The following is a 24550-nucleotide window of genomic DNA, read 5'->3' as shown; positions in this document are numbered from 1 at the left end:
AGCGATGAAAATCGGAATTATTGGCACAGGTAACATGGGGAGGATACTAACCGAGGCTTTCCTCGATGGAGGAACCGTTTCCCCATCCTCCATGACGATTACCAATCGGACAGCGGCAAAAGCGATGGAAATAAAGGAAACTCATCAGGATATTACTGTTGTAAATAATGCAAGAGAGGCTGCGCATCGATCTTCGCTTATCTTTATTTGTGTAAAGCCTCATGATGTGTATAATGTCGTTCAGGATATTTTGCCGTTCCTGTCAAAAGATAAATGTGTGGTTTCAATAACCAGCCCAATTAGTGTAAAACAGCTTGAATCAATTCTGCCTTGTTCAGCAGCCAGGGCGATTCCAAGCATAACAAATCGTGCCTTATCAGGGGTTTCGCTATTATCATTCGGTGAACAGTGCAGCGAGCAATGGAAAGGGATAGTTAATACGCTTTTTGAAAGCATCTCCACACCTGTTTTTATCGAGGAAAATATTACCCGTGTTTCTTCGGATATTGTCAGCTGCGGACCTGCCTTTTTCAGCTATTTGACGCAGCGCTTCATCAATGCGGCAGTTGCAGAAACAGAGATTGATAAGGACACAGCTACAAAGCTTGCAGGAGAAATGCTGATCGGGCTTGGGGATTTACTGAAAAAAGGTTTTTATACATTGCCGACATTGCAAGAGAAGGTATGCGTCAAAGGTGGAATTACAGGGGAGGGAATTAAAATTCTCGAAAGCGAGCTTGGTACAATATTTGAGCACTTATTCCAGGCAACACATTCCAAGTATGACGAAGATCTTGTTGAGGTAAAAAAACAGTATTCTCTCCATTAGCTATTCGATGTTCATGGAAATAATCCTTCTTTTTTCTTAAAAAACCAGCCGGATTGCTTTAGTCAATCCGGCTGGTTTTTATTTTAGTTCCTTTTCTTTGCAATAAAAATGATTCGTTCACCCTGGCTGCCTGGAGGGCCCTCTTCAAAATCTGCTGAAATGTCAAGCAGTTCAAATCCGCATTCTCCAAGCCAGCTTTCATATTGATCAATAGGATAAGTGCGCTGGAAGTGAAGTTCGTCATGGCGGTCATACTTTCCGGTTTCTTCTTCCAGGACAAAAAATGAAAGATCATGCTCCACAGAATTAGGATATTCACCCTGATAGCTGTGCCAGATATATGAAATTTCCTCATCATTTTCTGCAAATGTCTGGTTCATAAATATCTGCATAATTTTATAAATGGAGTGGACATCAAATATAAAAAGACCGTCACTTTTCAAATGGGTGTGGACCCTCATGAAGGTGTCCTTCACCTCTGATTCCGTCTCCAGATAATTCAAAGAATCACAAAAGATGCCAATAATATCAAATTCACTGAAACCTTCAAGTTCTGCCATGTTCTGCAGGTAAAAGGGGATTTGCAGACTGTTCTGTTCCGCCTTTGCCTGTGCTACAGCCAGCATATCCTCTGATAAGTCCACACCAGTAACCTCATAACCCTGTTTACTTAGCCTTATGGAAAGCTGTCCGGTGCCGCAGGCAAGGTCCAGCAGTTTTTTGCCGGGTACATTAAATTCAGCATGCTTTTCATTGACCAATTTAATCCAGCTGTCATAAGGGACATCTTCCATCAGTCTGTCATAGAGATAAGCAAACTTTCCGTAGCTCATTGGTTAAGCATGCCTTGAACGTTCTCGACCGGCGCATCGCCCCAAAGTCTTTCCAGATTATAGTAGCTTCTTTCATCCTTATGGAAAATATGAGCAACTATATCACCCATATCAACTAGAATCCACCTTGCTTCATCAAAACCTTCCATTCTTTTAACAGTAAACCCATGTTCTTCAGATTTTTCTTTCATTTCCCGAGCAATGGCCTGCACTTGTTTATCAGAGTTGCCATGGCAAATTACAAAGTAATCTGAAATCAGGGAAATACCTTTCATATTAAGTACTGTTATATCTTCTGCCCGTTTATCATCTGCTGCTTTAACTGCTGTCATCAGCAATGTATTTTCATTCATTTAATCAGTCCTCCTTATTCATTACAAGGTCATTATAAGTTTGAAGGGACGCTGGAAAAACAGGCTGCCCTTTTTTCATTAAAAACATGATAGTATTTTGGACGGCCTTGATTAAGGCTTTGTCCAAATTCGTCTTCGCTAAATCACGCACTTCATCAACACCTGGAAAATGCCTTCCAGGTTCAATATAATCCGCAAGATATATGATCTTTTCAAGAAGTACCATTCCCGGCCTGCCGGAAGTATGATACCTTATGGCATCCAAAACCTCTTTATCATTAATTCCTACTTCTTTCTCCGTCAGAAAAGCACCGACGGGAGCATGCCAAAGTTCACTATGGTACTCCAGAAGCTCACTTGGCATTCCTTCCTTAATGATAATTTCCCTCATCTCTTCCTTAGGACGAAACTTAGCATAATCATGAAAAATGGCCGCCAGTTCCGCTTTCTCTGTATCAGCACCATATTCCGCTGCAAGGTTAATGGCTGTTTCCATCACTCCTACTGTATGAAGGTAGCGATGTTCAGTCAGCTGTTCCTTTACAATTGCAAGTGCCTGTTCACGATTCATATAAATGATTCTCCTTTATATAACTCCGTACAGCATCCGGTACCAGATAGCGAATAGTTCCGCCTTCCTTTACACGGCTTCTGATCATACTCGAGGATATCCCCATTTCAGGAACATCAGCATAAAGAATCGGATACGGAGTCTGCAAATTGTAAGATGGCCGCCTCACTCCTATAAAGGTAATCAATTCAAGAAGTTTGTCAATGTTATGCCACTTGGGCAGATACTCAACCATGTCAGCTCCAATAATAAAATGAAATTGCGTTTGAGGATAGTTTTCCTTCAGAATCCTGATTGTATCGTAGGTAAATGAAGGGCCATCGCGCTCCAGCTCAATCAATTGCAATTTAAAGCCGGGCTGGCTCTGCAATGCCAGTTTCAGCATTTCTGTACGATCACCGCTGCTGACATTATCAAACCTCTTTTTATGGGGAGGTTCATGGTTCGGCATAAACCAGATTTCATCCAAACCATGAGAAGACATTACCTCATTCGCGATAATGAGATGGCCTAAATGAGGCGGATTAAAGGTCCCTCCAAGTATGCCTACCTTTTCCATTTACACTCCTCCATACTTCCAGTTTTACGCTTAAGAAACTTACGGCAAGTCGATTTGTTTGTTTTCTTTCGATTCTTTATATAAAACAATCATATTCCCGATAATTTGTACAACGTCAGCCTTTGTACCTTTTGACAGCTGCTGTGCCACCGTATCCCTGTCTTCTTCACAGTTTTGAAGGACTGAAACCTTTAATAATTCACGGGCTTCCAGTGCTTCTCCTACCTGCTTAATCATATTTTCATTTACCCCGCCCTTTCCCACTTGGAAAATCGGGTTTAAATGATGGGCTTTTGAACGTAAAAAACGTTTTTGCTTTCCTGTTAGCATGATAATCCTCCCAGCTGATTTAAAACTTTATGTCTCATTCTTTCAATGTCAGGTCCAATGCCAGTCCACATCTCGAAAGCAAGTGCACCCTGATATACAAACATATCGATCCCATTCTGAACTCCCGCACCCTTTTCAGCAGCATCCGTCAGAAGCTTTGTTTCAAGCGGGTTGTATATGATATCACTGACAAAGGCTCCAGGCTTAAGCTTATGTACTGAAAGCGGGCTTTTGCCAATTTCCGGATGCATCCCTATTGATGTAGTCTGAACTATTAGATCGTATGTCTCAAGGCTTCCCTCTGCGTCCTGTCTGTTCAGCACCCGCGCAGGAACCCGAAATGGGCAATCATTTATAATTTGTTCGGCCCTTTGTGGAGTCCGATTGCAAATATCCAGAAGCTCAGGACCTTCTTTGGCAATTGTAAAATAAATGGCTCTCGCAGCTCCGCCTGCTCCCACTAGGAGCACTTTTTTATCTTTAATTGATTGTTTTTGATTCAGCAGGCCTTTTACATACCCGCTCCCATCAGTGTTATAGCCTATTAGCTTTCCATCCTGATTAACTACTGTATTAACTGCTCCAATAGCCTCTGCCAGGGGGTCCAGTTCATCTAAAAGAGGGATGATAGCCTCCTTATGCGGTACTGTAACATTAAATCCCGCAATGCCAATTGCCCTGAATCCTTTTATAGAATCGTTAAGATTTTCCCTGGATATATGGAATGGCTGATAATGTGCATCAATACTGTAAGCATTAAATAAATCATTGTGCATAGCGGGGGACATGGAATGGGAAATCGGATCCCCAATAACCCCAAACAGCTTTTTCAAAATTCCTCACCCCTTTTGAAAAGCATAAGCAGCTGCAGGTTCACAGCCTAAATTAAAGACTTTCTTATCATGGCATGTACTCCTTTAGGAACATAAGCAGCTACTTTTGCCCCGCCTTCATTTACTGTAATCCAGCCAAGTCCTGAAAACACTATATCTGTTTTCGGTTCTTTTATTGTGAATTCATGTTTCACAAGCTCCGGGAAGGTTTCCATCTGTTCTTCTCTTGGAGGGGTGAGCATCTCTCCTGCATGATTCCGATATAGCTCATCGGCCTTTTCTGTTTTGGTGCGGTGAATGATTAGTTCATTGGAGAAATGGCAAACAAATGAACGCCGGCCCCCAGCAATGTAATCGAATCTTGCCAGTCCGCCAAAGAACAGAGTCTGCTCTTCATTCAGCTGGTAAACCTTAGGCTTTATCTCCTTTTTAGGTGTAATAACCTTTAAATCCCTTTTATCTACATAATGGGCCATTTGATGATGGTTTATTATTCCCGGAGTATCTACTAAAGCTTTTCCATCAGATAAAGGTATTTCGATAATATCAAGAGTTGTGCCCGGGAAGTGGGAAGTTGTGATGACATCGCCCTCACCTGTTACTTCCTTTAATATGCGATTGATGAATGTGGATTTACCTACATTTGTACACCCAACTACATACACGTCTTTTCCTTCCCGGTAATGGTCGATAGCTTCTGCAATCTCGTTAATGGAGTACCCTTTCGCAGCACTTGCCAGATAGACTTCTTCCGGTTTCAATCCCAGCTGTTTTGATTCCTGCTTCATCCAGTTAATCAGCTTGTTTGTTTTCACCGACTTTGGAAGAAGGTCAACTTTGTTTCCGACAAGCAGAATTTTATTGCTGCCTACAAAACGGTGAAGCCCCGGAAGCCAGCTCCCGTTAAAATCAAAGATGTCCACAATCTTCACGATAAGTGCATCACTTTGTCCAATTTCATTCAGGATCTTAAGAAAATCATCATCAGTCAAGCTTACATCCTGAACTTCATTATAATGTTTCAGCCTAAAACAGCGCTGGCAAATAATCGTTTCCTTCTGCAGAGCTGATTGAGGAGCATAGCCCAGCTCCTCAGGATTTTCTGTTTGAACTTTTACTCCACAGCCTATGCAAACAAATTGCTCTTCACTCACTTTTTAATCCTCCCACTGAATCATTCCCTTTTTTCTGAACCAATTTAATATTCGTCTTTCCACCAGCCGGTTAAATTTTGTAAAAAACCCGTCAGTTTGAGCAACAGGCACGACCAAAATAGTATGGAAGCCGCTTCTGTTTCCCCCCAGGACATCAGTCAGCAATTGATCACCAATCACAACTGTTTCTTCTTTTCTCAGCTCCATCTCTGATAGAGCTCTTCGGAAGGCCCTGCCCATTGGCTTTCTAGCCTGGTAAATAAATGGAATATCAAGAGGGTCGGAAAAAGCCTTAACCCGATTTTCATTATTATTTGACACAATAGTAACCTTGATGTTGCTTTGCTTCATTTCTTCAAACCAGCTAATCAGCTTCGGTGTTGCATTTGGCCTGTCCCATTCGACTAATGTATTATCCAGGTCCGTGATAATTCCTTTAACTCCCTTTTCCTGTAAACTGTGGGGAGTGATTTCAAATATACTTTTTACATGCTGATCAGGCAAAAAATGCTTTAACACTATATTTACACCTCAATCATTTATTCGTATGGTCCAACAATATTGTTTCTCAGCCCTCAAATAGCTCCCGGGCTATATTAATAATTAGCATCAGCAGAGTTTTCACTATAGGAAAACACCGATTCCATCATATCCAATTTCATCCGCTCTTTCAAAATAAAAACTGGCAGATACAATCCAGCTGTTCTATTTTATACGATTCCACAAAATGGGGAAAGACACTCAAAACTCAGTAAATTTCCATGGAATAGGCCTGATTTATGCTTAAAATAAAAATTTTTCGACAAAAACCAACTGCTCTCCCACCCTGTGGATAACTTTATGCACATAATCCAATATGATTTTTATACTTTTTCCCTTTTTATAAACAAAATAATCACAGGTTATCCACGGTTTCCTGTGGATAAGAGAACGGTTGTTCTAGTCGTTTAATTTTGCTAGAGTAGGGGTACAACATAAAATCTTACATTATATGTATAAAATAATTCTTTTAGAACTGAAATATCAAGTACCTGGAGGTGGGACAGGAATGCGTAAACTGTCAGATGAATTACTAATCGAATCATATTATAAAGCAAAGGAACTGCAGCTTAGCAAAGACTTCATTCGTTTAATCGAAACAGAAATCCACCGTCGCTCACTATCAAACAGAATAAAAGTTACTTCTTAAAAATGGACAAGCCCTTAATAGGGCTTTTTTTATTTTCCGTATTCCTTCAAAACCGCAATAAATGGCCACACATTCACATTAGCGTCCCAATCCGCTCCCCTACTTTAATGTGAGCAGGAGTTCTGATTGACTTTTCAAGTTCGAATTTCCCTTGCTCAAACAGGAGAATGACAGTAGAGCCAAACGTAAAATAGGCCATTTCCTTTCCTTTTTCAAGCTGATCCCCTTCATGAGTAAGCTCAATGGAATTTACAAACATAGCGCCAACCTTCACAATCGCAATTGCTGCATCACCATGCCTCACTTCAGTTATGCTCCGATAATTTTTGGAAAGTGTATCTCTTCCATATTTTAATCCCCATTTGTTGACCGGAAAAGATTTCAGCCCCAGAATCCATTGATCTGCTACTTTTCCAGTGACCGGACTGTGTATCCTATGATAGTGGCTCGGACTTAAATAAAAGATCATATAAGTGCCGCCTGCATATTTTCCTGCTTTATTTTCACCAAGCATCTCAGAGATGGAATAGTTTTTTCCTTTTACTGTAATAATACGGTCCTCACGGATGCTCCCAACATCTTCGATTACAGCATCTACAGGACTGACTGCCGAGTCAGGGCTCACATCTGTTACTCTTGCACCTTCTTTTAGCCTTCTAATGAAAAACTCATGAAGTGTCGGATATTCATGCAGGTTTTTTTCCATTTCACTCTCATTTATATTATAAATCCTTATAAATGACGGAATGACCCGCCTGCTCAAATTTGATTTTGCAAATTTCTGCAGCATCCCGGATGTCCATTTTCCATTTGTCAATTCAATCAGCAGGCGATATACAGGTTTTAACAAAGGACATGCCCCCTAAAAAATATGTTCTTTACGAACAGGCATAAAAAGCATAGAATAAAATATTATTATATAACATATAAAACTAAGTTTGCCATAGACTTCCTCAGATTTGACGCTTTTTTTATTTTTTGCTTTTCTTTAAATGCTGTAGATTACTTCTATTTCTACCCTTCCAGATGATTCCCAATTAACAGTAAACTTTAACACATTGCCATAAGAAAAAAACTTCTTATAGTCTGCAAGCTGTGATTCCCAGGTGCAAGGAGTGTTTGACATGTTTTTACAGGATGTTCTTGATTTAACCATCAAGAAGCTAAAGGCACAGATAGCCAATATCTTAACTCTGTCTAACCTGTTTTTAGGGTGCTTTGCTATTTTATTTTCTATTAATGATAATTTGAATTTGAGTGTGCTGCTGATCTTTATCGCAGCACTTGCTGACCGTTTTGATGGGATGGCAGCAAGAAAAATGAATATTGAATCGGATTTAGGAAAGCAGCTGGATTCCATGAGTGATATTATTTCTTTTGGCGTTGCTCCTGCACTGCTCCTATACATAGGCGTCCTTTATGATTTTGGGGCACCAGGCGCCTTCTTAACGGCTATATATATCGGATGTGGAGCTTTGCGGCTTGCACGTTTTAACATCTGTGAAAATAATGGCTATTTTACAGGCTTGCCGATAACGGCTGCCGGCTGTCTGGCCACTTTATGCTTTCTGGCAGTTCCATATTGGCCTTCACCTTTATTTCTCTTTATCATGCTGACACTTTCCATTTTAATGATAAGCCCTTTCAGGCTGAAAAAGGTGTAAAAAAGAGCCATGCTCAACAGAGCGCGGCTTCTATTTTTATTAATTTTCTGTTAATGCCAGGAACTCTTCCACATCGTCCATGCATAATTGAACGGCACTTTCCCAGAACTCAGGTTTTGTTAAATCGGCATTTAAATGCTTCATAGCCAAATCTTCGACTGTCATCGATGCTGTATCCTTTAATAATGCTATATATTTTTCTTCATATCCTTTTCCTTCTTTAAGAGCCTGTGCATAGATTCCAAGCGAGAACAAATATCCAAAAGTATATGGGAAATTATAAAACGGCACGCCAGTAATAAAGAAATGGAGCTTTGAAGCCCAGAAAGATGGATGATACTCATCAAGTGCGCTGCCATAAGCTTCTTTTTGGGCACCCGTCATGATTTCATTCAGACGGTCCGCACTTACATTTCCCCGTTTTCTTTCTTCATAGAATCGTGTTTCAAACAGGAATCGTGCATGGATATTCATAAGCAATGCAACAGACCTTTGCACTTTATCTTCCAAAAGCGCCAGTTTTTCTTCTTCTGACCCTGCATTTTTCACTGCTGCATCAGAGACAATCATTTCTGCAAAAGTAGAAGCTGTCTCAGCAACATTCATGGCATAATTTCGATTCAGCAAATGAAGGTCCCTCATTGCGTATGTATGAAAACCATGCCCCAGTTCATGTGCCAGGGTTGAAACATTGGATGGTGTCCCTGAGTATGTCATAAAGATCCTTGATTGGCTGCTTTCAGGGAAGTAGGTATGGAATCCTCCAGGCGCCTTTCCTGGACGATCTTCTGCTTCAATCCATTTTTCTTCAAACGCTTTTTTAGAAAAGGCTGTCATTTCTTCTCCAAAGTGAGCAAACTGCTCAAGGATAAAATTTGCACCCTGCTGATAAGTTAATTTTGTTTCTGACTTGGAGAGCGGGGCATCCAGGTCATACCAGCTTAATTTTTCTAATCCTAAAAGCTTAGCTTTTCTCTCCAAATATTTAACAAGAGGTGCTTTATTTCCGGAAATTACATCCCACATTGTATCAAGAGTTTCTTTTTTCATCCTGTTTAAGTCCAGAGGTTCTTTGAGGAAGTCATTCCAGCCTCTTAATTTATAAACATTTAATCTAAAACCGGCTAAATGATTTAAGGTTTTAGATAAATAGTCAGACTGGCCATTCCATGATTTTTCCCAATTATCAAATACCTCTTTGCGTAAATTTCTGTCAGGACTTGAAAACTTATTAGCAGCCTGTCCAACTGAAAGCTGCTTTATCTCGCCATTTTCAGTGTAAGGGATTTTTATATTTCCTACTATTACGTCATACATCTGGCCCCATCCGTGGTAACCATCAACAGCAAGGGCATTAATGACAGTTTCTTCTTCTTGCGAAAGTCTTTCTGAAGCATTTTCGCGGCGTTCGTTTAATACAAATGAGAGTTCATTTAAAAATTTATCATTTATAATTTGCTCCCAAGAACTTTGTTCTAAACTTGCAAGCTTCTGATCAAATGCCGTTAAAGCGTTTTGAAAAGCTGCACTAAGTTCCGTAGTTGCCCCTCTAAGATCTTTCGCTTTCTTATCCTCGGTATTCTGAGCCTGAAGACAGCTTACAAAAGCACCAGCCTGGCGCACCTTTCTTGCCGTCTGCTGGAAAAGTTCAATGATTTCACTTATTTCAGCTGCATCTGCAGGTGAATTAGCAGGCTGCCAGTTATGTATTTGATTAAAGAATGAATCAATATGCTTTCTTGTTTCCTGTAAATGCTGATCAAATTCTGCTGAGTCGCTTCCATCCTTAAAAAAGACATCCAAATCCCATACTGACGAATAGGCTGTTACAGTCATATGATCCCCCCATAATAAATTTCGATTACAGAAATATTATACCGTGATTTTTCCGAAATTTCTATAAATATTCTATTAAAAAAGAAGCCCATACTCCTTGGTATGAGCCGACTGCTGGTTCATTTACCTGAAATAGCCTCCGCCATAGTATGCAAATCCTCCAAAAACAAGCAGCAGGATCAGCAGTACAACTGCGAGAGCCAGCCAGAATCCTCCGCCTCCATAATAACCGCATGGATAAGGAGCGGGAACGGGATAACCGCCATAACCATAAGGCATAACCTTTCCCTCCCTTCGCCTTCTATTACTAAGATATGTAATTAAAGGACCAGCGTTTAGGCTTTTACACTAAAATTACGGTGAAAAATCGGTATTTTCTTAGCACCGCTATTAGAATAGTTCATAGAATATACCAGAAGGAATTTTATGGGAGGAGTGTTAAATGAAGATTATCTCAATCTGCAAGAAATGCAAAGGCACAGGCAGCACTACAGCATGTAAATTCATTAAGAAATCCTGCCCTGCCTGCAAGGGATCCGGCAAAGTGACTAAACACCTCTCCGATTTCAAGAAAGACGAACGGAATAAGTTTTTTCTTTACTCTTAACAGGGAGCAATTTTTATGAACCCTTCCACAGGCAAGGGTTTTTTATTTTACGCTGAAATACTATATAATGACATCGATAATGATCGTAACCATTGAACCGATATGAATTGGAGTGAAATGAATGAAACAAGGCAGAACGATTTTGGCAGTTCTTCTGTTATTGCTCGCAGCTGGCTGTTCTGCTGAGGAAGAGCAAAGTAAAAAAACTGCTGATGAACCTTCAAGTAAAACTTCAGATGAGGCTGACTATACTATTATTGAGGCATCAGCTCAGCAAATCGAGCATATTCAAGGAATTGGATACCCGGGAAATGATACTGGCCTCTACCTATCATCCAGCGATGGCTTAAAGTTTTTTAAAGATGGCATTTGGCATGAGACCACTGCCCTTAACCATGACTACATGGGTTTTCAGGCAGTCAAAGATGGTTTTATTATCAGCGGCCATCCTGATAAGAACTCTGTCATAAAAAACCCTCTTGGTATCGTGAAAAGCACTGATAAAGGAGCTTCCTTCAAGAACCTGGCTTTTAGCGGAACAAGTTCCTTTCCTTTTTTGGCTGCCGGCTATGACACAAATATAATCTATATGATCAATCAGGAAAATAGCGATGAGCTTGAGGCAGGTGTCTACCGTTCTCAGGACGCAGGCAAAACATGGGATCCAGTCAGTTTAAATGGACTTAAGTCCGACACACTTGGTATGATTGCAGCACATCCAACCCATCCGGAAATCATGGCCATGTCCACAAGAAGCGGCATCTTCTTCTCACAGGATAAAGGTGAAACTGTTAAATTAGTATCTGAGCCAATCATGGCTACAGCCCTCACTTTCACGGAGAATAGCTTGTACTACGCGTATGCAGATCAGGAAAAGGTTCAGATGAGCAAAATCGATCTTAATACGATGGAAAACTCACAAATTAAAATTCCTTTTCTCAGCTATGACAACCCTATTACATACATTTCTGCCGATAATAAATCTAAGGGAAGGCTTGCTATTTCAACCTATCTCAAAGATTTATATGAATCTGCAGACAGCGGTGAGAACTGGCAGCTTTTATTAAAAAATGGAAGAATAGAATAACCAAAGGGACAGTTGAACTGTCCCTTTAGCTGTTATTTTTCCTTTTTTCTTTTTCCGCCCGATAAAACTCATGGAACATTTTCATCAGTGCCCTCTTTTCAATTCGGGAGACATAACTTCTTGAGATGCCAAGCTCTTTGGCAATTTCTCTTTGTGTTTTTTCTTTTTGCAGGTCAAGCCCGAACCTGCCGACAATTACTTCTTTTTCTCTATCATCCAAAACATCAATATACTCCTTCACTTTTTCCAGCTCCATATTTAGCTGAATCGTATTAATAACATCCTCAGATTCCGACTTAAGAACGTCAATAAGGGATATTTCGTTCCCTTCTTTGTCCTGTCCGATGGGATCATGAAGGGATACATCTTTTTTCGTCTTCTTCAGTGCCCGCAAGTGCATCAGTATCTCATTTTCAATACAGCGGGCTGCATAGGTGGCAAGTTTTGTGCCTTTTCCTTCCGAATAGCTCTCAATGGCCTTTATCAGACCGATTGTCCCTATTGATATCAGATCTTCGGAATCCTCCCCTGTGTTTTCAAATTTCTTAACAATATGGGCGACCAGCCTTAGATTATGTTCAATAAGCATATTACGGGCATGCGCATCGCCTGCAGCCATCAATCGCAGGTATTTCTTTTCTTCTGCTGGAGACAGCGGTTGAGGAAATGCATTATTTTTTACATAAGATACAAGAAACACAATCTCCTTAACCAAAAACCCGAGTGCAGTTAAAATGCCGGACATCGTTCCACCCCCGCTTAGAATGCGTTCAAAAATGTCTATAACTAATTCCTATGTATGAATGGAGTTGTTTTTGTCTGTCCACAGTATTTAATTTGGAGAAAAAATAAGCAGGCAATTGTTTTCTAAATTATTTTAAATAAAATTTATTTTCCTATTTTCCCTTTTTGATTTAAAAATAGGCTGATTGCATGTACAATGTCCTACCATGATACATATTGATATATTACAAAAGCTTAGAAAAGCTTTAAATCCTTAGGAGGCGAAAAAAGTTGAGTATGGAGATGTTTAGTTCATTAGTAGGCAAGACTGTAAAAATTAATAGAAAGGGGCCGGAATCTGTAACTGGAAAAGTATTAAATGCATTCGCTGATTATTTAATTATACAATCCCAAGAGGGAGGCATTGACTATCTTCGTTATCAGCATATTAAAAGCATTACGGAGAATTCAAAACAGGCTTTGATGAACTCTGAATACCAGGAAACTGCTGAATATATGACCGGGGATTCATTTGAAAGTTTAATGAAAAACTTCTGGTATCACTGGGTGACGATCAATAGAGGCGGACACGAAAAAGTAGAAGGAATTGTAGAAAATATTAACGGAAATTATATTACGATCGTTCAAAATGAAGAAATCATCAGATTACCCATGTACCATATTCGAGGCATTAGCTATGGATTACAGCCGTCCCAACCAGAAGAAAAGGAAGAAATGAAAGAAAAAGAAGAAAAGAAATAACAACGTTTGTTTATTGAATAATTTTAGTAAGGAGATGGGACTTAATGGAAAATAGTCAATTTAAATTGGCTTTGTTAAACATGATAGGTTTTGATGTGAAATTATATACGGTTGACGGCAGCACTGTAAAAGGGTTACTAAAAGGGATTCAAAACGATTATTTAGAAGTGGAGTCGGAAGGAACCGGAACAACCTACTTTAGATTGCAAAATATTAAAGGAATCGCAAAAAATGTAAAAGATTACCAAAAGAAAACGTTAGAGACTAGCGCAGGCTCGCCTAACCTTTTAAGAGAGCTGTTAAAGCAGCTTAAGCACCAATGGGTAACCATCAATGGTCAAAAAGAACTCTCTGGAATTTTAAGCAGCATTGAAGATGATTATGTTATGCTGCTTGGGAAAAATGAGCAAATTCTACTCAATACTTCACAGGTTGATCATTTCAGCAAACCAGGATTTCAAAGTGAATCAAACGGAACAGCAGATAAAAATGATGAACAGAATAGCCAAGTCAGCGGGACTGCAAATAATACAAATACTGCTTCAGTTAAAAATACAGAAGGCAAACAGGAGACAAAAGAGAAAAGTTCAAAAAAAGAAAATAAAGAAGAGACAGGCTGCAAAGCTGAAAACGTTAAAGATTATCAGGCTCCAATAAGTAAAGAACCACAAACCTATGAATACTCAATTTTTGGACCAAACCCTGATGATTATTACGCCAGTGCCCGTAGAAAGAAGAGGAAAAAGTGCAGAAAAAAAGCTTAGCATAAGCAGGATAACACGATGACAAAGAGAATGAAAGGAGGACAAAAAAATGGCAGTTTACATGTTTCTCTTTTTCTCGTTAATTGGAATATTATTTTTTCACTTCTTTCTTAAACCTCCTTATTACCAAGAATCACGGAAGGAGCTTTTTGATCTTAATGCATCCCGCCGGGAACTTCTCACAAAAAGCGAGGCGGCAAAAATAAATGGATAGCATGCAGGCAATATGGATGGCAATTATATTTTCACTGACAATCATATTCATGTTATGGAGGCCAAATGGAATAAATGAAACGGTCCCAGCTACCATTGGCGCTGGTATAACTTTGCTGGCTGGAATTGTACCCTTTACAGACATTCTGGACATTTTTGATATAGTAAGCGGTGCCTCATTAACCATTATCTCAACTATCATGATGTCCATTGTATTAGAGAGTATTGGTTTTTTCAGATGGATAGCACTAAATATAGTAAGCCGTTCAAAAGGTTCAGGACTGAGATTATTTATATATATAAATTTATTATGTTTTTTCATGACAATGTTCTTTAATAATGACGGAAGTATCCTTATTACAACCCCTATAATTATTCATGTCGTTTCTCTCCTGAAATTCACAGCCCATCAAAAATCCCCTTATTTAATCTCTGGTGCACTGGTTGCAACTGCTGCAAGTGCTCCAATTGCAGTAAGCAATATATCAAACTTAATCGCCTTAAAAATTGTCGGGCTAAGCCTAAATGATTATATAGAAATGATGTTTGTACCATCGATGATTGGCATTTTTACTATGGGTTTATTGCTTCTTCTATACTTTAGGAGAGATTTGCCAAAAAAAATATTGAAAACACCTTTAAAATTGGACAAATTATCTTCTAATTTCTCATATAGCCACCCTCTTGATCAGCCGGATAGGCATAAATCCATTGATTGGTGGATGTTTAAAGTTTGTTTGTTCATAGTCATCCTAACCAGAGCTTGCTTTTTTGCCCTTTCCTCCTTTGGAATCCCGCTTGAATGGATTGGATTAACAGGTGCATTTCTGCTAATAGTGATTAGATGGAAAAGAAACGGAATTGGTGTAAAAGACATTATACTAAAGACTCCATGGCACATCTTATTGTTTGCTTTTAATATGTATGTTCTAGTATATGGTCTAAAGAATGTAGGGATAAACGAATTTCTTGTTACGAATTTAACAGTTTATATACAAAATGATCCGTTAAAGGCAAGTTTTATTATGGGTACCATTCTTACAGTCTTCTCCAACCTTTTCAATAATCTTCCTGCTGTTATGATCGGGACACTGGCTATTACTGAAATGGGATTGAAAGGTTACATGCTGCAGATTGCTTATCTTGCAAATGTAATGGGAAGTGATATAGGAGCTCTGTTAACACCAGCTGGCACTCTAGCCACTTTAATCTGGTTCCATATCCTAAAAACCCACTCTATAAGAATTACATGGGGCCAATATTTAAAAGTTACTTTCATCATCATACCGATTGCTTTATTTGTCAGTCTGCTGAGCCTTTATTTATGGATCACTTGGCTATTTGTATAGGAAGGAGGAGTTTTCTTGAAAAATATATTTAAAAAACTAATGGGAGAGAACTTAAAATTAAAGTTATCCGAAAAAAAAGTTTTGACGGGGTTATTGATTGACATTGGAAGCGATATACTTGTACTGTTCGATGGAAAAGATTATTTATATATTCCGGCTGTTCATATTCAGGATATGAATGTCCTGAATTCAAGTGAAATTTCAATAAATCCGCCAGCCGATTCTCCTAATCTGGAACATCAAGATGAGCTGTCATTAAGAAAAATATTGAATTCAGCAAAAGGAATGTTCAGTGAAATATATATTACTGGCAATCAGGCTATCCATGGGTACGTAACAAGCATAATGAATAATTACTTTGTGTTTTATTCTCCTGTATATAAAACTATGCTGATATCACTAAATCATTTAAAGTGGCTCATCCCTTATACTTCAAATAAACGGCCTTATGGGCTTAATAACGAGCAGCTTCCTTTAAGTCCAACAAACATTTCATTAGCCAGATCACTTGAAGTTCAAGTTGACAAACTGGCTGGAGAGTTAATTGTCATAAACGTAGGAGGGCACTGCCAAGTGATAGGCAAAGTGGTTAAATTAGAGAATAATTTTATTGAATTAGTTACAGCTAAACAAGAGTATATCTATTTAAACATGCACCATCTTAAAACAATACATTTTACTAATAACCAGTAATGAAAGTACAGAAGCGCCAATTTTCGAAAACTGAATACGCCATTTTTGATTAGACAATCAACTGCACTATTCGTTAAAATAAATTGACAAACTATGAAAGAGGGAAACGATTTTGAACCCGCAGCGCGTTATTCTGGCTCTTGTTTTTTTCATTGTTCTAATGGACAGCCTTGCAAAATTCATTTTCGAAGGATTTTCTTTAAATACCTTGCTAATATTGCTCGCAACTTTGGCAATCGTTTTATTTCTATGGATTTTTCCATATAAAAAGGACTGACTTTAGATATTAAAAAAGTCAGTCCTTTTCTTTTATGGCATGTTATTCTATTACGCTTACCTCAGCAGAAATAATGCAGCCGATAGAACCGCAAACAACTAATCCCATTACAATCCAGAACATCTTTCACACTCCTTTTTTAAATTTCCTTATTTTCTTTAATGTAACATGGCTTTTGCTACAAAAAAGAAGGAGATTGTGAACATTCTGTTAATCGTGACCAAATGGGTCAATTCCTTTTCCTGCGGAATTTCAGCGTTAAAATTAATATATGCAGAGACATGGCTCCTTCCCTCCTAACTGTTTCGTTAGGTGGAATCTTTCTCCACCCAGAAAATTGCCTGACGTCCTTGTAAAATGTAAAACATTTAGCAAACCACCTTTCCTAATTTTTTATTACTGAAATTAAAATGGACGGTAAATAGAGAATTGACGATCACGGTTTTGATCAATAATTTTTTTAGCCATTTGTTCGCGAACAACATCTTCTGCTGATAATTGACGTTTTTTTATTGTGACTGTCAAAAATAATATATTTAATGTCATTAGATATTCCACCTCCTCTTTCATATCCAGCCTGAAGGCACAAAAAAGCCGCAAAGAGATACACTCCCAGCGGCCTGGCCATAAGGCATAAAAAACCGCAGGGCACAATTCTCCCTGCGGCATGGATATGTAATGTCAATTAAGCAAATTTAAGCGATCCATTCCATGTAGGTCGAATTCGTAAAATATTTATTTAGCTGTGCATCTAATACAATTGCCTTTAACATCATTTCATTCGACCTCCTTTTTAGAATTTTTCACTTACATTGGTAATTATATCCACGATTATATAATTTGTAAACCTTTTTTGATCATTTTTATTAAATTTTTATTTTATAAAAAAAAAACGCCCGGAACTCCGGACGTTCATATTATTTATTTCCTCATTAGGTATTCCTGGCCTTCATCCGTTTCATTCAATTTACTTCGGCATCGTTTTGAAAGGATAAAGAAAAGGATTGAGCCAAAGAGGAAAGCTGAAGAAGATCCAGCCATTATATATAAATCAGAAACTGTATTTGCAGTGTCAGGGATAATCAAACCAATGTAAAAAAAAGATCCGACAGCAAGCATAGAAATTGCAAAACGCTTGAAATCCACCATTTTTTCAAATAAATGCTTTGCTTCATTCTTCATTTATTATCACCTTCTATGGAATAGGTCTTATTAAAGACTATAATCCTACTTTAACATATATGTCAGATGTGAAGGTGATGTAAATAATGTAAGCGAGGGAAAAACATCCAAATTAGAAAAGCGGAAGGCGCCTGAAGCTAGACAGTTATCAAAGTTCAAACATATAGATTCTGATAAGACGAAAAGACGGCTCCCCATGATGAAAAGCCGCCAAAACGCCGTTATCTTTAATTACTGCTTTAGGGCATCCACAATCTTCATTACCAGCGTAGCAGAATGAAGTGCCGCCTTCTCCAAAAATTGCTCAAATGAAACATCGGATTCTTTTCCAGCAATATCAGAGAGTGCACGAATGACAACAAAAGGAGTCTGAAATTGATGGGCAACCTGTGCCACCGCCGCTGCTTCCATTTCTACTGCCTGCAAGTCTGTAAATTTATCACGGATATAATCCACTCTTGCCGGATCATTCATGAAGGAATCACCTGTTGCAATTAACCCTCTGACAACCTGGATATCCCCGATTTCCTTTGCACACGCTTCAGCGATCTGCACCAGACTGCCGTCTGCTTCAAAAGCAGGCGGCAATTGCGGCACTTGTCCATATTCGTAGCCAAAAGCGGTAACGTCTACATCATGATGCCTAACCTCTGTTGAGATTACCGCATCGCCCACATTCAGTTCTGGATTAAAGCCTCCAGCAGAACCCGTATTGATTACATAATCCGGCTTATATCTCTCCAAAAGAATAGCAGTGGACATGGCTGCGTTTACTTTACCTATTCCTGAACGGAGAAGCACAACGTCTGCGCCATTCATTTTACCAGCTGTAAACTCGCATCCGGCAATAGTTTCCTGGTGCCTGTCTTCTATTTTATCTCTAAGTAAAGTAACTTCCTCTTCCATTGCTCCAATAATAGCTATTTTCATTATAAAACCTCTTTCTCATTTTTCTAAGCTTTTGATTGCATTCATCAGTATTAGAATGCCCATATGCAGTATCCAAACTCTATTCTACCATCTTAGACGGGATGTTTACCATATTCGGAAATCTATCCAGATTTGAAAGTTGCCAGACTAAAATGCACCCCATAAAATAAATATTGTAAAACAGTATTGAAAGGAAGGGAATCACAATGAATTTTCAGTTCGATTTGATAGAAGATAAGGTTGAGTTCTATGAGGCTCTTGATTTAAAAGAGCTTGAAAAGAAAATAAATACACAGATTGAGCATAATAAAGCAATCCTTTTATCTGTCCATCACGTTTCCCATCAAATGCATCTTGATGAGAATGGAAGAACTTATTACTCGGCGATGGTACACTATAAAGTAAAAAAATAAGGACGCCAAGGCGTCCTTATTAATTGATTTCATTTAATACTTCTACTTTGGATGGCTTCCAGCCTTCTCCGTCAACCCAGTCTATATAGACACGGTACTTTTCGCTTTGATCTTTTGTGGAAATTGTCCCGACAGAGCTGTTTGGCCCATTATTGCCAAGGAACCATACAGTCATATTGCCCTGATCAACTCCGGTAGCATAGGTAATGGCATTGAGCATTTCCTGCCAATCAGCAGAATTTTGATCATAAACAGCAGTATGTTCCCCGGATTGAGATGTACCAACTGGTTTCCATGCTGGATTTTCGATCGTTTTTTCCACATCAGGCGCACTTCCGCCTTCTGTCACGACTTGTTCTTTATCTTCTTCTGATTCCTCTTCGGCTTCATTTTCTTCTGCCTCTTTTTCTTCCTCTTCGGAATTCTTATCTATATTCTCGTCCTCTTTATCCTGCTCCACGTTTTTGCCCTGGTCTTTATTATCATTTTGTTTTGATTCATTCTCAGATGCTGTCTGTTCATCAGCCGGCATTGCCTGGTCATTATTTCCGCCAAAGAATATTTTGGCAGAGACAAAAATAATCAAGACGATAACAAGTGCAATAAGACTATTTAAAACGATATTTGTTTTTTTTCTTTTTTCCCGTTTTCCAAAACGGGATTCTCTGCTATTTCCTTTCAAGGTTTATCCTCCCCAATCTATTATCAGACTTTCAGGTAAATATATTAATAAATGCTTAGTAAGCATTACCCCAGCCGCATGCCGACAGACTATTGCCCAAACAGCGGCTGTCAACATTCTAACATGGAATCAGGTTATCTTAAAAGAAATAACCTATGGACTAAAGGTACTGTCAGCAATTAAATGGACGACGTCAGCATGTGGAAAGTTACACTATACCATATTTGTTTAAGAGTCTGCAGAGCCAGATGGAGGATTTTCTTTTTTATGATTATTGTTATAGATTTCTTTCACAATATCAGCAAAAAGCGGATTTACCCCTCCTGTGTCTTCAGTAACTTCCAGGTTTACCGCTACAAGGGCATATTTAGGATTTTTATAAGGGAAATATCCAGCAAACCATTTATTGTGAAGCTGTTTTCCATCTGACATTATGCCTGTTTCTGCAGTGCCCGATTTACCTGCAGCTTCGTATGGAAGTTCTTTAAACCAGCGGCCGGTCCCTTCTTCATTTATTACTACTTCCCTAAGCAGCCTTTGAAGCTTCATAGCAGTAAAAGGGGCAATTATATCCCCCTCCAGCTTCTGCTTCTTGAATTCTATAAGAGATGTACTGTTTTTATATTCTATTTCAGAAGCAACCCGGACCATTTCTTTTTCGCCTCCTCTTGCTATAGTTGCCATCATGTTGGCAACAGCAAGTGGAGTGGCTCTCACTTCATGCTGTCCGATCCCTGTCAGTCCTGCAAAATTACTATCTTTTTTTGCATCTTCAGACAGAAATACACGTCCTTTTTCTTCATCTTGTAGCTGTTTAAAATCATTAAAATGATAAATATCTCCCTGCCAGCTCACAGGACCCATTAATGAAAGCTTTTCTGCATACTCCTCAAGGAGATCCGGGTTAATATCTTTCAGCTCCTTAGCAATGGAAGCAAATGTATTATTGCAGCTTCTGGCAAAGCTATCATTAAAATTCAGCATCCCATGCTGGTATTTAAGATCGGGCTCTCCGTTTATTTTCCTGCTGCAGTCAAATTGCCTTTTCGGATCGTCCAGACCATGATCAATTGCCGCAGCTGCCACCACAGTTTTAAAAACCGATCCCATAATTTGCTGTTTAATCATATGATTAACCGTCCCGCTGCTTTCTTCATCAAAAGGATTATCTTTATTAATGGATGGACGTGACACCATTGCCAAAACCGAATTAGTCTCAATATCAAGGAGGACAACTCCGCCTTTTTTAATCCCATGCTGATCAGCCAATTTTTCGGCCACCATCTGCAAATCGTAGTCCAAAGTTGTTTTAATATTGACCGGATAAAAGGGGTTTGCCGGCTCAACATATTTTACATCAATCCCAAACAGCGGTCCGCCTGTCGCATCCACATGATAGACAAGTTTTGATGCCCCTTCAGGAAGCAGAAACTCATCAAAGCTTTTCTCCATGCCGGTAATGCCGATCATTGTGTCAGAAGACAGATCTTTGTCCGGATACCTTTCATTTAAAACGTTCTGATTTTGTCCGGTAATTCCAATTAGCTGAGAAGCGGGTTTCTCAGAACGGCTGTATTTCTTCTCAACAGCAAAGACACCCGGAATTTTCAATGCATTGATGTCCTCCATCTGATCGAATGACAGCTGTATTGGCTCTGGGATTCCAAAGGCAAACGGCTCTTTTGCATTCTCAACTGAATGTCGCAAAGAATACTCCGAAGCACCCGTAATTTCAGATATCTTCTTTATATCCCACTCCATTCTTGCAAGGAAGGGGAATAATATAAGAACAGATTTATTCTCAAATGTCATTGGATTTCCGCTGCGATCCAGGAAATTTCCTCTCCCGGCATCAATGATCATCTCTTGGGACCGCTGACGTACACTCGCTTCCAATAGATTGATTTCTCTGCCTGTAAAATGCTCTGTTGAAACAAGCTGCAGCTGTATCAGTCTGCCCATAAGAAAACAAAGGACCATGAAACTTACGATAAGCCAGCCAACTGCTCTTTTTCTCCACATAAAAAAACACCTCGTCAAAAGTCTTGACGAGGTTTTCTGATTTCAAACCAGCTATTCTTATTTAATGGAAACAATGCGTACGTTCATTTCTCCACCAGGAGTCTGAACAGTAACTTCGTCTCCAACTGTACGGCCAATCAGGCTTTTTGCAATAGGAGAATCATTTGAGATTTTTCCTTCAAAAGGATCTGCCTCTGCACTTCCCACGATGGTGTAAGTTTCTTCGTCTCCATCTGGAAGCTCTACGAAAGTAACGGAACGGCCAAGTCCCACAATATCTCCGGCCATTTCTTCCTCTTGGATGATCTTTGCATTGCGGATCATATTTTCAAGAGTGGTAATCCGGCCCTCAACAAATGCCTGCTCTTCTTTCGCTGAATCATATTCTGAGTTCTCGGAAAGATCTCCGAAGCTTCTTGCGATTTTTATACGTTCAACCACTTCTTTGCGTTTAACCGATTTTAAATATTCAAGTTCCTGCTCAAGTTTTTCTTTACCTGCTTGTGTCATTGGGAAAACCTTTTCTGTAGCCAAAACCTTCACTCCTTCGAATTACACATTCTTTAAAAGTATGTGTTCTATAATGTATGTACTTCTTTTTATCATATTTTTAGGAAAATGAACAGGAGCGCGTCCTTTGTTAAAGGGCGCGCAGATCATCTTTTTATGTTGACTGGCTCTGGAAGATTTTGCTGACGGCCTATAGCTAGAATCAGCATCAGATCTTAACACAGCCATTCGGTAAAAGGATAAGTCCTATAGAACATTTTCAATGCTATTGTTTCATAAAAATGACTTTTGTTCAAGAATTGTTTGAATTTTTGTGACCATTAAATCGATGGCAACATAATTATGCCCGCCTTCTGGGATAATGATGTCAGCATATCTTTTGGTAGGCTCAATAAATTGGTTATGCATTGGCCGTACCACATTCACATATTGTTCTATGACTGAATCCATGGTGCGTCCCCGTTCTTTTATATCCCTGAATAAGCGGCGGATAATACGCAGGTCGGCATCCGTATCTACATATAATTTCATATCCATCAAATTACGGAGCCTCTCATCCTCTAGGATCAGAATACCTTCTAAGATGATTACATCCTTTGGTTCGACTTCAATTACCTCTTCTGACCTTGTATGCATGGCATAATCATATACAGGCTTGTTAATCGGTTCATATCTCAGCAGGCTTTCAATATGTTCAATTAGCAAATCGTTATCAAATGCAAGCGGATGGTCATAATTCGTTTTCAATCTTTCTTCAAAAGGCAGATGAGTCTGATCCTTATAATAATAGTCCTGTTCTATCATAAGGATTGAGTGCCCTTTGAAGCGGTCATAGATCGCTTTGGTTACGCTCGTTTTACCTGAGCCGGAACCGCCGGCTACCCCAATTACAACGGGTTTGCGTTTCATTGATTAGAGCTCCTTTCGCATCATGTTGTTAGGGTATACCGGCTTATCAACCTTAAATTGAACAATCTGAAGCGGATGGCGCGCTGCATCCAGCTCATTGCCTTTTTCATCCCATATTTTATCGATGACTTGTGTAAAATTGTCAATTTCAGGACCGAAGAATTCAACTTCCTCTCCAGGCTGAAATTTGTTTCTTTGCTGAAGGGTAACAATTTTTGTATCCGGATTGTATTCCAGCACAAGCCCGACGAAATCGATATTCGTCTTTTTGCTATGATTTCCAAACATTTGCTCTTTATACCCAGGAACCCCTTCAAAGAAAGCAGGAGCTGTTTCGCGGTTTGCACATTTATCAAGCTCTTCAAGCCATTCCTGCTTAATCTTGAAGTTATCTGGATCTGCACAATAGGCATCAATCACTTTACGGTACACGCTGACTACTGTTGCAATGTAATGAATAGATTTCATGCGTCCTTCTATTTTTAAGCTGTCGATTCCCAGTTCAATCATACGTGGAATTGATTCAATCAGCTTAAGATCTTTCGGACTCATTGCAAAAGGAGCAACTCCTTCACTGTATAAAGGAACTTCATTCTCGCCTTCAAGCTGGTATAAGTCATAATCCCAGCGGCAGGATTGACAGCAGCCGCCCCTGTTGGAATCACGGGCTGTCATATGATTGCTGAGTGTACAGCGTCCGGAGTAAGCAATACACATTGCCCCGTGGATGAAGGTTTCAATTTCAATGTCTACCTTCTCCTTCATTTCTTTTATTTCCTCCGCACTTGTTTCACGCGCAAGGACGACACGCTCCAAGCCTTCTTCTTTCCAGAACTCGACTGCCTTCCAGTTAGATAGGGATTGCTGCGTGCTTAAATGAACTTCTATTTCCGGGGCAACACGGCGGCAGGTTTCAATGATAAGCGGATCTGCTACAATGATTCCTGCTACTCCAGCTTCTTTAAGGCCCAGCAAATACTCCTCAAGACCATCAATATTTTCGTTATGTGCGAAAATATTGGTTGTGACATAAATCTTAGCTCCGTATTTTTTGGCGAATTCCACGCCTTCTTTCATTTCTTCAAAAGTGAAGTTGCCTGCGTTCGAACGGAGGCCATATTCCTGTCCGCCGATGAACACGGCGTCTGCACCATAATGGACGGCAATTTTCAGCTTTTCAAGGTTTCCTGCCGGAGCAAGCAATTCAGGCTTCTTTACAATAACCCTTTTGCCGTTGACAATTTCGGAAATTTTTTCTTTTACCGCTGCCATAAAG

Annotated in this window: 30 protein-coding genes; 10 read left to right on the top strand and 20 right to left on the bottom strand. The window is 39.3% G+C overall.

Features of this window, described 5'->3' with window-relative positions:
- Positions 1 to 4 precede the first annotated feature (4 nt).
- Positions 5 to 829, top strand: coding sequence for a late competence protein ComER (comER, locus tag QUF73_23575; GenBank protein MDM5229091.1), 825 nt, complete (start codon positions 5 to 7; stop codon positions 827 to 829).
- 83 nt (positions 830 to 912) lie between these two features.
- Here the strand turns inward: comER and QUF73_23570 are convergent, their stop codons facing one another.
- From QUF73_23570 to QUF73_23535, 8 genes are read right to left on the bottom strand one after another with little or no spacing between them, the layout of a single operon-like run.
- A complete protein-coding gene (locus tag QUF73_23570; GenBank protein ID MDM5229090.1) occupies positions 913 to 1662 on the bottom strand; it encodes a class I SAM-dependent methyltransferase in 750 nt (249 codons plus the stop codon).
- Positions 1659 to 2015, bottom strand: coding sequence for a ribosome silencing factor (gene rsfS / locus QUF73_23565; protein ID MDM5229089.1), 357 nt, complete (start codon positions 2013 to 2015; stop codon positions 1659 to 1661). Before rsfS ends, QUF73_23570 begins: the two co-directional genes overlap by 4 nt.
- Before the next feature lie 4 nt (positions 2016 to 2019).
- The gene (gene yqeK / locus QUF73_23560) at positions 2020 to 2586 is read right to left on the bottom strand and encodes a bis(5'-nucleosyl)-tetraphosphatase (symmetrical) YqeK (protein ID MDM5229088.1); all 567 of its coding nucleotides are present in this window, start codon (positions 2584 to 2586) and stop codon (positions 2020 to 2022) included.
- A complete protein-coding gene (locus QUF73_23555; GenBank protein MDM5229087.1) occupies positions 2576 to 3145 on the bottom strand; it encodes a nicotinate-nucleotide adenylyltransferase in 570 nt (189 codons plus the stop codon). The genes yqeK and QUF73_23555 overlap by 11 nt, the downstream gene beginning before the upstream one ends.
- A gap of 39 nt (positions 3146 to 3184) precedes the next feature.
- Positions 3185 to 3475 (bottom strand): ribosome assembly RNA-binding protein YhbY, encoded by a 291-nt coding sequence (gene yhbY, locus QUF73_23550; GenBank protein ID MDM5229086.1) that lies wholly within the window; start codon positions 3473 to 3475, stop codon positions 3185 to 3187.
- On the bottom strand, positions 3469 to 4308 hold the full coding sequence (locus QUF73_23545) for a shikimate dehydrogenase (protein MDM5229085.1): 840 nt from the start codon (positions 4306 to 4308) through the stop codon (positions 3469 to 3471). The genes yhbY and QUF73_23545 overlap by 7 nt, the downstream gene beginning before the upstream one ends.
- A 47-nt stretch (positions 4309 to 4355) precedes the next feature.
- Positions 4356 to 5462: a ribosome biogenesis GTPase YqeH gene (gene yqeH, locus QUF73_23540; GenBank protein ID MDM5229084.1), complete on the bottom strand. Its 1107-nt coding sequence runs from the start codon at positions 5460 to 5462 to the stop codon at positions 4356 to 4358.
- 3 nt (positions 5463 to 5465) lie between these two features.
- Positions 5466 to 5981, bottom strand: coding sequence for a YqeG family HAD IIIA-type phosphatase (locus tag QUF73_23535; GenBank protein ID MDM5229083.1), 516 nt, complete (start codon positions 5979 to 5981; stop codon positions 5466 to 5468).
- A gap of 529 nt (positions 5982 to 6510) precedes the next feature.
- Here QUF73_23535 and QUF73_23530 point away from each other — a divergent pair.
- Positions 6511 to 6651, top strand: coding sequence for a sporulation histidine kinase inhibitor Sda (locus tag QUF73_23530; GenBank protein ID MDM5229082.1), 141 nt, complete (start codon positions 6511 to 6513; stop codon positions 6649 to 6651).
- 73 nt (positions 6652 to 6724) lie between these two features.
- Here QUF73_23530 and QUF73_23525 read toward each other — a convergent pair whose 3' ends face one another.
- Positions 6725 to 7501 (bottom strand): phosphatidylserine decarboxylase, encoded by a 777-nt coding sequence (locus QUF73_23525; GenBank protein ID MDM5229081.1) that lies wholly within the window; start codon positions 7499 to 7501, stop codon positions 6725 to 6727.
- A 274-nt stretch (positions 7502 to 7775) separates the two neighbouring features.
- Here QUF73_23525 and pssA point away from each other — a divergent pair, with 274 nt between their 5' ends.
- Complete coding sequence (gene pssA, locus QUF73_23520) at positions 7776 to 8315, top strand: CDP-diacylglycerol--serine O-phosphatidyltransferase (GenBank protein MDM5229080.1); 540 nt, start codon at positions 7776 to 7778, stop codon at positions 8313 to 8315.
- Positions 8316 to 8354: 39 nt separating this feature from the next.
- On the opposite strand, the gene QUF73_23515 is transcribed toward pssA, so the two are convergent.
- Positions 8355 to 10151: a M3 family oligoendopeptidase gene (locus QUF73_23515; protein MDM5229079.1), complete on the bottom strand. Its 1797-nt coding sequence runs from the start codon at positions 10149 to 10151 to the stop codon at positions 8355 to 8357.
- Between the two features lie 123 nt (positions 10152 to 10274).
- The gene (locus tag QUF73_23510) at positions 10275 to 10430 is read right to left on the bottom strand and encodes a hypothetical protein (protein ID MDM5229078.1); all 156 of its coding nucleotides are present in this window, start codon (positions 10428 to 10430) and stop codon (positions 10275 to 10277) included.
- Positions 10431 to 10593: 163 nt separating this feature from the next.
- On the opposite strand from QUF73_23510, the gene QUF73_23505 reads away from it, so the two are divergent.
- Together QUF73_23505 and QUF73_23500 are read left to right on the top strand one after the other, a co-directional pair.
- Positions 10594 to 10758 (top strand): hypothetical protein, encoded by a 165-nt coding sequence (locus QUF73_23505; GenBank protein MDM5229077.1) that lies wholly within the window; start codon positions 10594 to 10596, stop codon positions 10756 to 10758.
- Between the two features lie 121 nt (positions 10759 to 10879).
- Positions 10880 to 11845: a hypothetical protein gene (locus tag QUF73_23500; GenBank protein ID MDM5229076.1), complete on the top strand. Its 966-nt coding sequence runs from the start codon at positions 10880 to 10882 to the stop codon at positions 11843 to 11845.
- Positions 11846 to 11870: 25 nt separating this feature from the next.
- Here QUF73_23500 and sigK read toward each other — a convergent pair whose 3' ends face one another.
- Complete coding sequence (gene sigK, locus QUF73_23495; GenBank protein MDM5229075.1) at positions 11871 to 12590, bottom strand: RNA polymerase sporulation sigma factor SigK; 720 nt, start codon at positions 12588 to 12590, stop codon at positions 11871 to 11873.
- Between the two features lie 269 nt (positions 12591 to 12859).
- Here sigK and QUF73_23490 point away from each other — a divergent pair, with 269 nt between their 5' ends.
- The 4 genes from QUF73_23490 to QUF73_23475 all read left to right on the top strand — a co-directional run bounded on the left by QUF73_23490 (position 12860) and on the right by QUF73_23475 (position 16349).
- Complete coding sequence (locus tag QUF73_23490) at positions 12860 to 13330, top strand: hypothetical protein (GenBank protein MDM5229074.1); 471 nt, start codon at positions 12860 to 12862, stop codon at positions 13328 to 13330.
- Positions 13331 to 13374: 44 nt separating this feature from the next.
- Positions 13375 to 14094 carry a hypothetical protein gene (locus tag QUF73_23485; GenBank protein ID MDM5229073.1) on the top strand — a complete coding sequence of 240 codons (720 nt, stop codon included), beginning with the start codon at positions 13375 to 13377 and terminating at the stop codon, positions 14092 to 14094.
- Between the two features lie 206 nt (positions 14095 to 14300).
- Positions 14301 to 15656, top strand: coding sequence for an arsenic transporter (locus tag QUF73_23480; GenBank protein MDM5229072.1), 1356 nt, complete (start codon positions 14301 to 14303; stop codon positions 15654 to 15656).
- 15 nt (positions 15657 to 15671) lie between these two features.
- Positions 15672 to 16349, top strand: coding sequence for a DUF2642 domain-containing protein (locus QUF73_23475; GenBank protein MDM5229071.1), 678 nt, complete (start codon positions 15672 to 15674; stop codon positions 16347 to 16349).
- Between the two features lie 682 nt (positions 16350 to 17031).
- On the opposite strand, the gene QUF73_23470 is transcribed toward QUF73_23475, so the two are convergent.
- The 3 genes from QUF73_23470 to mtnN all read right to left on the bottom strand — a co-directional run bounded on the left by QUF73_23470 (position 17032) and on the right by mtnN (position 18738).
- Positions 17032 to 17172: a YrzI family small protein gene (locus tag QUF73_23470; protein MDM5229070.1), complete on the bottom strand. Its 141-nt coding sequence runs from the start codon at positions 17170 to 17172 to the stop codon at positions 17032 to 17034.
- A gap of 375 nt (positions 17173 to 17547) precedes the next feature.
- The gene (locus tag QUF73_23465; protein MDM5229069.1) at positions 17548 to 17808 is read right to left on the bottom strand and encodes a YrhC family protein; all 261 of its coding nucleotides are present in this window, start codon (positions 17806 to 17808) and stop codon (positions 17548 to 17550) included.
- A 231-nt stretch (positions 17809 to 18039) separates the two neighbouring features.
- Positions 18040 to 18738, bottom strand: coding sequence for a 5'-methylthioadenosine/S-adenosylhomocysteine nucleosidase (gene mtnN / locus QUF73_23460; protein ID MDM5229068.1), 699 nt, complete (start codon positions 18736 to 18738; stop codon positions 18040 to 18042).
- A gap of 206 nt (positions 18739 to 18944) precedes the next feature.
- On the opposite strand from mtnN, the gene QUF73_23455 reads away from it, so the two are divergent.
- Complete coding sequence (locus QUF73_23455) at positions 18945 to 19151, top strand: YrzA family protein (GenBank protein MDM5229067.1); 207 nt, start codon at positions 18945 to 18947, stop codon at positions 19149 to 19151.
- Between the two features lie 19 nt (positions 19152 to 19170).
- On the opposite strand, the gene QUF73_23450 is transcribed toward QUF73_23455, so the two are convergent.
- The 5 genes from QUF73_23450 to QUF73_23430 form a co-directional block, all read right to left on the bottom strand.
- On the bottom strand, positions 19171 to 19833 hold the full coding sequence (locus QUF73_23450; protein ID MDM5229066.1) for a YrrS family protein: 663 nt from the start codon (positions 19831 to 19833) through the stop codon (positions 19171 to 19173).
- Positions 19834 to 20061: 228 nt separating this feature from the next.
- On the bottom strand, positions 20062 to 21855 hold the full coding sequence (locus QUF73_23445; GenBank protein ID MDM5229065.1) for a penicillin-binding protein 2: 1794 nt from the start codon (positions 21853 to 21855) through the stop codon (positions 20062 to 20064).
- Positions 21856 to 21912: 57 nt separating this feature from the next.
- On the bottom strand, positions 21913 to 22389 hold the full coding sequence (gene greA, locus QUF73_23440) for a transcription elongation factor GreA (protein MDM5229064.1): 477 nt from the start codon (positions 22387 to 22389) through the stop codon (positions 21913 to 21915).
- A 249-nt stretch (positions 22390 to 22638) separates the two neighbouring features.
- Complete coding sequence (gene udk, locus QUF73_23435) at positions 22639 to 23274, bottom strand: uridine kinase (protein ID MDM5229063.1); 636 nt, start codon at positions 23272 to 23274, stop codon at positions 22639 to 22641.
- A 3-nt stretch (positions 23275 to 23277) separates the two neighbouring features.
- A complete protein-coding gene (locus QUF73_23430) occupies positions 23278 to 24546 on the bottom strand; it encodes a U32 family peptidase (GenBank protein ID MDM5229062.1) in 1269 nt (422 codons plus the stop codon).
- Between the last annotated feature and the right edge of the window lie 4 nt (positions 24547 to 24550).

This window comes from Cytobacillus sp. NJ13 (genome assembly GCA_030348385.1).
GTDB lineage: Bacteria > Bacillota > Bacilli > Bacillales > Cytobacillaceae > Cytobacillus.
Note: the sequence above shows the minus strand (reverse complement) of the source record. Positions and strands in the feature narration are given on the sequence as shown.